Genomic DNA, 8,476 nt, shown 5'->3' on the forward strand with positions numbered 1-8,476 from the left:
GGGCCGGGCGCGCGACAGGGGTCGTCGCGGTGGGTTTTCAGCCGTTCTCGGTGGCGAGCGCCGCCAGGGCCCTGCGGTCGGTCTTCCCGTTGGGGGTGAGGGGCAAGCCCGGGAGCAGGGCGACCTTCCTCGGCACCATGTACTCGGGCAGGGTCTGCTTGCAGAACGCGCTGATCACGAGGGGGTCGGCGGTGAAGCCGCGGGCGGGGACGACGTACGCGTACAGTTCCGGGTCTTCGTCGGGGCGGGGGCGGACGACCGCCGCGGCCGCTTCGACGCCGGGGAACTCCAGGATCCGCCGCTCGATCTCGCCGAGTTCCACGCGGTTGCCGCGGATCTTCACCTGGAGGTCGGACCTGCCCACGAAGTACAGCTCACCACTGTCGCCTCGGTATGCCAAGTCGTTCGATTTGTACACCACTTGGCCGGACCGGGGGTTGAGCGGGTCGGGCACCAGGGCGGCCCGGGTCGCTTCGGGGTCGTCCCAGTAGCCGGTGAAGAGGGAGGGCCCGCGCAGGTGGATCTCGCCGACCACGCCCGGCTCCACGACGGGCCGGCCCTCCTCGTCGATCAGCAGCATCTCCGCGCCGGGGTAGGCGAAGCCGATGGAGAGCTTGTCCGCGCCTTCGGGCAGCGGGTTCGGCACGTCCGTCAGGGAGAAGGCCATCGCCTCGGTCGGTCCGAAGCAGTTCACGACGCGGGTCCGCGGCAGCAGGGCCTGCAGTTGGCGCAGTTCCGGCAGCGGGAACGCCTCGCCGGAGAACAGGACGCCGCGGATCTGGTCCGCCAGTGCGGCCAGGCCCTTGGCCTCGTGGCGCAGGACGGGCCGCCAGACGGAGGGGACGCCGTCGACCTGTGTGGCGCCGGTGTCGGTGAGGAAGCGCAGCAGCCGGCGCGGCCAGTGCATCAGCTCGCGCGGTACGGGGATCAGCTGGGCACCGGAGCCGAGCGCGAGGCCGATGTCCAGGAGGGCGAAGTCGAACTGGAGCGGTGAGGTGGTCGCGACCCGGTCCCGGTCGGTGACGATGCCGTGCCGGAGCATCCCGCGGTAGAAGGACAGCACCCCGCGGTGGCTCATGACGACGCCCTTGGGGCGCCCCGTGGTGCCCGAGGTGAAGATCATGTAGGCGGCGTCGGTGGTGACCGGCTCCCGCCGGTGGCGCACGCGCGGCGCGGGCGGCCGCTCCACCACCACTGCGTCGGGGCCGAAGCGGGCGGTGCCGATGGAGTCGGGCACCCCCTCGCGGCGGCCGGCGACCGGCTGGAGGTGCAGCGCGGGCTCCGCGGTGGCGGTGATGGCCAAAAGGCGCGCGGTGGGCACGTCGGGGCTCACGGGGATGAAGGTCAGCCCGAGCATCGAGCAGGCCAGCAGCATCGCCACGGCCGAGGCGGAGTTGTCCGACTCCAGGACGACCCGGTCGCCGACGTCCAGGCCGAGCGCGTCCAGGTTGACGGCGTAGTCGTGGGCGCGGCGCTCCAGTTGCCGGTAGGTCAGCACCCTTGAGGTGCCGTCTTCGCCGGCCTCCCAGACGGCCGGGCTGTCCGGTGCGGTCCGGGCCGCGGCCAGCATGAACTCGTGGATCCGCTCGGCCGGTCCGTGGACCTCGGCCGGGCGCACCGTGCTCAGGGTCACCGTCGTGTCACCTCTGCTCGTCATCGAATCGCGGTCGGTCGTGAGAAGTTCGGTCTTCGTCGCGGGCATCAGGAGATCCGCTCCTTGAGTTCCGTCAGCCACCGGTCGATGACGGGGGCCGTCGTGTCGACGTGCTGTTCCACGATCGTGAAGTGGGTGCCGGGGACGGTCGCCACGGTGTCGGCTCCCTCCCAGTCCGCCTGCCAGTCGGCTTCGGGAGCGTCCGGCGCGATCGCCGAGTCCTCGGCCTGCGTGAACAGGTCACCGGCCCGGACGAACAGCACCGGCGCCTCGATCGGGTCCTGACGGAACTGCGGCAGCAGCTCCACGTAGCGGCCCATCGCGGAGAGTTCGGCGCTGCTGAAGGAGCCGAGCGTGGCCGCCTTGTCGGGGACGGCGAACGCCATCTGGTCGAAGAGCGCGTCATTGGTGGCGCCCATGTAGTACGTGTCGAGCAGGACGAGTCCGGCCGGCCGCACGCCGTGGACGCGCTCCAGGCGGGAGACCGTGGCGTGGGCGAGCAGACCGCCCGAGGAGAAGCCGAGCAGGGCGAACGGTGCACCGTCCGCGGCCCGCAGCACGGCTTCGGCCAGCACGTCGACCGCCGCCTCGAAGGACTCCGGCAGCGACTCCCCGCGCCCGAAGCCCGGGGTGGGGATGCCGGACACCGGCATCGAGAGCCGGGCCGCGAGCCGCGCGTGCTGGTGCACACCGCCGGCCACGGTCGGCGTGCTGAGGCAGATCAACCGGGGCGCCCCCGGCTCCTCGGCGGACCGCTGGTGGCGTGCGCCGTACGACACCGCCGCGGGCAGCTCCGGGAGGTCCGCCGCCGAGGCGAAGGAGGGCCGCAGCGCGGCCACGGACCGCAGCATGGCCAGCCCGGGCTGGAGGTTGCCCGACATGATCGCGTCGAGGAACAGCCCGTACAGGGTGTCGTCGAGCGGGCTCTGCGACGGCGCCGCCGAAGCGGCGCCCTGACCCGGTTCGCCCTGCGCCGCCGCCAGCCGGGCGGCGAGCAGCCGGGCCAGTTCGAGGGGGTTCTTGCTGTCGAAGACGACCATCGCCGGCAGTGACAGCCCGCAGGCCGCGTTCAGCCGGTTGCGGAGCTCGACCGCCGTCAGCGAGTCGAACCCGGCCTCCAGGAATCCCGCTTCGGCGTCCACCGCGCCCGCGTCGGCGTGTCCCAGCACTTCGGCCGCGTGGGTGAGCACGGCGTCGAGTACGGTCCGCTCCCGCTCGGCGTCGCCGAGACCGCGCAGCCGCTCGCGCAGCGCCCCCGCGTCGGTGGCCGCGGCGGCCGCACCGGCCCGGCGTCGGGCGGTGGGTGCCAGTCCCCGCAGCAGGGCCGGCACCTCGTCGGTGCGGGACCGCAGGGCGCCCAGGTCGACCCGGAGCGGGACCAGCGCCGCGGCGTCGGCCGCGACCGCCGCGTCGAAGAGCCACAGCCCCTCTTGCTCGGAGAGCGCGGGGGTTCCCGTACGGCGCATGCGCTGGAGGTCGGCCTCGCCGAGCCACTGGCTGAGCCCGGTCTCGGTGTCCCACAGGCCGAACGCCATCGACGTGGCGGCCAGGCCGCGGGAGCGACGGTGCTGGGCCAGTGCGTCGAGGAAGACGTTGGCCGCGGCGTAGTTGCCCTGTCCGGCGGCCATGACGAGTCCACCGGCGGAGGAGAACAGGGCGAACGCGGTGAGATCGTGACCGGCCGTCAGCTCGTGCAGGTACCAGGCGGCGTCCGCCTTGGCGCGCAGGACGTGGTCCACCTGCTCGGGGGTGAGTGCGCCGATCAGGCCGTTGTGCGCGACCCCTGCGGCGTGTACGACACCCCGCAGGGGGTGCTCGGGGCTGATCGAGCCGATCAGGGCTGCGACCGCCTCGCGGTCGGAGACGTCACAGGCGGCGATCTCCACCTCGGCGCCCAGCGCGGCGAGTTCCTCGCGCAGGCCGGCCGCGTTGGGGGCGCCGGGGCCCCGCCGGCTGGTGAGCAGCAGGTGCCGCACACCGTGCTCGGTGACGAGGTGCCGTGCGACGAGGGCGCCGAGGCCCCCCGTACCGCCGGTGACCAGGACCGTGCCCTCGGCGTCCCAGGGGCTTTCGCCGCCCGCGGCGGCCGACCGGGTCAGCCGCGGGGCGAGCACCGCGCCCCGGCGGACGGCCAGTTCCGGCTCGTCGGTGGCGAGGGCCGCGGCCAGCGCCTTCGGGGACACCTCGTCCTCCTCCAGGTCGAGCAGGACGAACCTGCCGGGGTTCTCCGCCTGCGCTGCGCGGACCAGACCCCAGACCGGCGCCTGCCGTACGTCGACGGGGTCGCCGTCCGAGACGGCCGACGCGGCCCGCGTGACGAGGACCAGCCTGGAGCGCGCGAACGCCGGCTCCGCCAGCCACCGCTGCACGGCGGAGAGCGCCGTGTCCACCGCGGTACGCACCCCGGCGGTGACCTCCGCCTCCGCCCCGGCGGCCGGGCCGCCCGGGAGCACCGGCAGCAGCACGGTGTCCGGCACCTCCACGCCCGGCGCGCCGAACGCATCCAGCCCCGCGACCACCGGAACCCCGGCGACCTCCAGGCCCGGGCCCGCGATCGTCCACGGCCCGCGCGGTCCGGAACCGCCCCGCACCGGCACCCAGTCGACGGCCAGCAGTGCGTCCCGGTACCCGCCGGCAGCGGGCAACTGCTGAGCGGCGGCCGGCCGCAGCAGCAGGGCGGCCACGGAGGCCACGGGCGCCCCCGCCGGGTCGGCGAGATCGAGGCGTACCGCGTTGCGCTGCCCCTCGACGGGGGCGAGCCGGACCCGCACGGCGGTCGCGGAGGCGGCGTGCAGGGTGACACCCGCCCAGGAGAACGGGAGCAGGGCCTGCCCGGCGTCCTCGTCGGCGCCGAGACCGCCGAAGCCGAGCGCGTGCATCGACGCGTCGAGCAACGCCGGGTGGAGGCCGAACCGTCCGGCGTCGGCGTGCGCCTGCTCGGGCAGCTCGATCTCGGCGTACAGCGCCTCGCCGAGCCGCCAGGCGGCCGTCAGACCCTGGAACACCGGACCGTAGCCGAAGCCGCGCTCCGCGAGCCGGTCGTACAGCGCGTCGGTGTCGAGCGCCTCCGCGCCGACGGGCGGCCACACGGTGAGGCTGCCGCCGTCACCCGGAGCGGCGCTCCCCGCGCTTCCCGCGCTTCCGGCGCTTCCGGCGCTTCCGGCGCCTTCGGGGACGAGGAAGCCGTCTGCGTGCCGGGTCCACGGCTCGTCGGGCCGGCTCTCGGGGCGCGAGTAGACCTGCACGGCCCGCCTGGCCCGGTCGTCGGGTTCTCCCAGGACGACCTGTACGGCAACACCTCCGCGTTCGGGGAGTACGAGCGGTGCCTGGAGGGTGAGCTCCTCCAGGTGGGCGCATCCGACGTGATCACCGGCCTGGAGCGCGAGCTCCACGAACCCGGTCCCGGGGAGGAGGACGCTGCCGTGGACGGCGTGGTCGGCCACCCAGGGCTGCGCGTCCGGGGAGACGCGGGCGGTGAAGGTCACCGCCTCGGAATCGGGGGCGGGCAGGACCGCGGCGAGCAGCGGGTGGTCCAGCGCCCCCTGACCGACCGCGACGGCGTCGGTGGCGGGCTTGGCGGCGTCGACCCAGTAGCGGCTGCGCTGGAAGGGGTAGGTCGGCAGGTCGACGCGTCGGGCGCCGGTGCCGGCGTAGAAGGCCTGCCAGTCGATGCGTACGCCGTCCACGTGCAGCTGCGCGAGCGCCGTGACCAGCGACTCGGGCTCACCGCGGTCCTTGCGCAGAGCAGCTGCGGAGAGGGCCCGGTCAGTGGTGAGGCTCTGCTGGGCGAGGCCGGTGAGGACCCCGCCTGGGCCGATCTCCAGGAAGCGGGTGACGCCCTGCGCCTCCAGCGTGCGTACGGCGTCGGCGAAGCGGACCGCCTCGCGGACCTGACCGACCCAGTACTCCGCCGACTGCCAGTCCTCCGACAGCTCACCCGTGACCGTGGACACGACGGGGATGCGCGGCGCGGAGAACGTGAGCCGGGAAGCGACGGTACGGAACTCGTCCAGCATCGGGTCCATGAGCGCCGAGTGGAACGCGTGCGAGACGGCCAGCCGGCTGGTCTTGCGACCGGCCACCGTGAAGTGCTCACCGAGAGCCAGCACCGCGGCCTCGACACCGGACACGACGATGGAATCCGGCCCGTTGACCGCAGCGATGCCGACACCCTCGGACAGGAGCGGCAGCACCTCCTCCTCCGTGGCCTGCACGGCGAGCATCGCCCCACCAGCGGGCAGCGCCTGCATCAACCGGCCACGCGCCACGACGAGTTCGGCCGCATCGTCCAGCGACAGCACGCCCGCCACATGAGCGGCGGCCAGCTCACCGATCGAATGACCGGCAACGACATCGGGGGTCACTCCCCATGCCTCCACCAGCCGGTACAGGGAAACCTCCAGGGCGAACAGCGCGGGCTGCGCCAGCGCGGTGGCGTTCAGCAAGTCCGCGTCCCCACCCCACACCACGTCTTTCAGCGACCGCCCCAGGTGCCGGTCGATCTCCGCACACACCGCGTCGAAGGCCTGCGTGAACACCGGGAACGCGGCATACAACTCCCGCCCCATCCCCAGCCGCTGCGCACCCTGCCCCGTGAACAAGAACGCCGTCTTTCCGGTCCGGCGGGCCTGGTCCCGGACGACCGCGGGCGCGTTGCGGCCCTGGGCGAGTGCGGTCAGGCCGCGCAGCAGCTCCGCGCGCTCCGTGCCCACGACCACGGCCCGGTGGGCGAAGGTGGTGCGCGAGCCGGCCAGGGAGAGCCCGATGTCCGACGCGTCGGTGTCCGGTCCGGCGGAGATCCGCTCCAGCAGCCGTTCCGCCTGCGCGGCCAGCGCCTGCGGGGACTTCGCCGACAAGACCCACGGTGTTGCGGGCAGTTCGGTTCGCAGGACGGTCCCTTCCGGTTCCGCCGGGGCTTCCTCGACGATCACGTGGGCGTTGGTACCGCTGATGCCGAACGAGGAGACGGCGGCCCGGCGGGGGCGGTCCCCGGCCTGCCAGGGGCGCGCCTCGGTCAGCAGCTCCACGCGGCCCGCCTCCCAGTCAACCTGGTCGGACGGGGCGTCGACGTGCAGGGTCTTGGGCAGGAGGCCGTGCCGCATCGCCATGACCATCTTGATGATTCCGGCGACGCCCGCCGAGGCCTGCGTGTGCCCCATGTTGGACTTGATGGAGCCCAGCCACAGCGGTTTGTCCGCCGGCCGGTCCTGCCCGTAGGTCGCCAGCAGTGCCTGCGCCTCGATGGGGTCTCCGAGGGTGGTTCCCGTGCCGTGCGCCTCCACGGCGTCGACCTCCGCCGCCGTCAGCCCGGCGTTGGCCAGCGCCTGGCGGATGACGCGCTGCTGCGAGGGGCCGTTGGGGGCGGTCAGGCCGTTGCTGGCGCCGTCCTGGTTGAGCGCGGAGCCACGGACGACGGCGACGACGGGGTGCCCGTTGCGGCGCGCGTCGGACAGCCGCTCAAGGAGCAGCACGCCTGCGCCCTCGCCCCAGGCGACTCCGTCCGCCGAGGCCGCGAACGACTTCGAGCGGCCGTCGGGGGCGAGCCCGCGCTGACGGCTGAACTCGACGAACATGCCCGGTGTGCCCATGACGGCCACGCCTCCGGCGAGCGCGAGTGAGCACTCCCCCGAGCGCAGCGCCTGCGCTGCCATGTGCAGGGCGACGAGGGACGACGAGCAGGCGGTGTCGACGGTGACCGAGGGCCCTTCGAGGCCGAGGGTGTACGAGGTACGGCCGGAGACGAGGCTGCCGCCGCTGCTGGCCGCGGCCTCCACCCCGAGCGCGTAGTCGTGGTACATGACGCCGGCGAACACCCCGGTCGATCCGCCCTTGAGGGTGGTGGGGTCGATACCGGCCCGCTCGATGGCCTCCCAGGACACCTCCAGCAGCAGCCGCTGCTGCGGGTCCATCATCAGCGCCTCGTTGGGGCTGATCCCGAAGAAGACCGGGTCGAACTCGGCCGCGTCGTAGAGGAACCCGCCCTCCTTGGCGTACGTGCGGCCGGGCGTGCCGGGCTCCGGGTCGTAGACCTCCGGGTCCCAGCCCCGGTCGGCGGGGAACGCGCCTATGGCGTCCACACCGTCCGCCACGAGCCTCCACAGCTCGTCGGGGGTGGTGACACCGCCCGGGTAGCGGCAGCCCATGCCGACGATGACGATCGGGTCGTCCGCGTCCGCTCCGCCTACGGAGGACAGGGCGCGGGCGGGCGCGGGTGCGGCGTGGGCGGAGCCGGCGGTCTCGGCGCCGATGTGGTCGGCGACCGCACGGGCGGTGGGGTAGTCGAAGATCAGCGTGGCGGGCAGCCGCAGCCCGGTAGCCGACCCGAGCCGGTTGCGCAGCTCGACCGCGGCCAGCGAGTCGAAGCCCAGCTCACTGAACGCCCGCTCCGGCTCGATCGCGTCGGCCGATGCGTGCCCCAGTACACCGGCGACCTGGGCCCGTACGAGGTCGAGCAGCGCGGCGCTGCGGTCGGTCGCGTCCAGCCCGGCGAGGCGGGCTGCGAAACCCTCGGCGCCGTCCGAGGACTGGGCGGACCGGCGTGCGGGGACGCGGACGATGCCGCGCAGGAGGGCGGGCAGTTCGTCGGCCCGGCCGCGCAGGACGTTCGTGTCGATGCGCAGGGGAACCACGGCGGGGTACCCGGAGCGCAGGGCGAGAGTGAAGAGGGCGAGCCCTTCGTCCTGGGAGAGGGCGGGCAGGCCTTGGGCAGCCATGCGCTGTTCGGCGAGGTCCAGCATGGTGGTCATGCCGGTGTTGACGCCCCAGAGGCCGAAGGCCATCGAGGTGGCCGGCAGACCCTCCGCGTGCCGGTGAGCGGCCAGC

The 8,476-nt window shown here is 73.9% G+C and carries 2 protein-coding genes; both read right to left on the bottom strand.

Going from position 1 to position 8,476, the window contains the following annotated elements:
* Positions 1-37: 37 nt before the first annotated feature.
* Positions 38-1,633: an AMP-binding protein gene (locus IE207_RS25450; protein ID WP_229873973.1), complete on the bottom strand. Its 1,596-nt coding sequence runs from the start codon at positions 1,631-1,633 to the stop codon at positions 38-40.
* A gap of 68 nt (positions 1,634-1,701) precedes the next feature.
* The coding region (locus IE207_RS25455; protein WP_190186622.1) for a type I polyketide synthase at positions 1,702-8,476 on the bottom strand (6,775 nt) is incomplete at its 5' end.

It is taken from the genome of Streptomyces cirratus, assembly GCF_014650775.1.
Classification (GTDB): Bacteria; Actinomycetota; Actinomycetes; order Streptomycetales; family Streptomycetaceae; genus Streptomyces; species Streptomyces cirratus.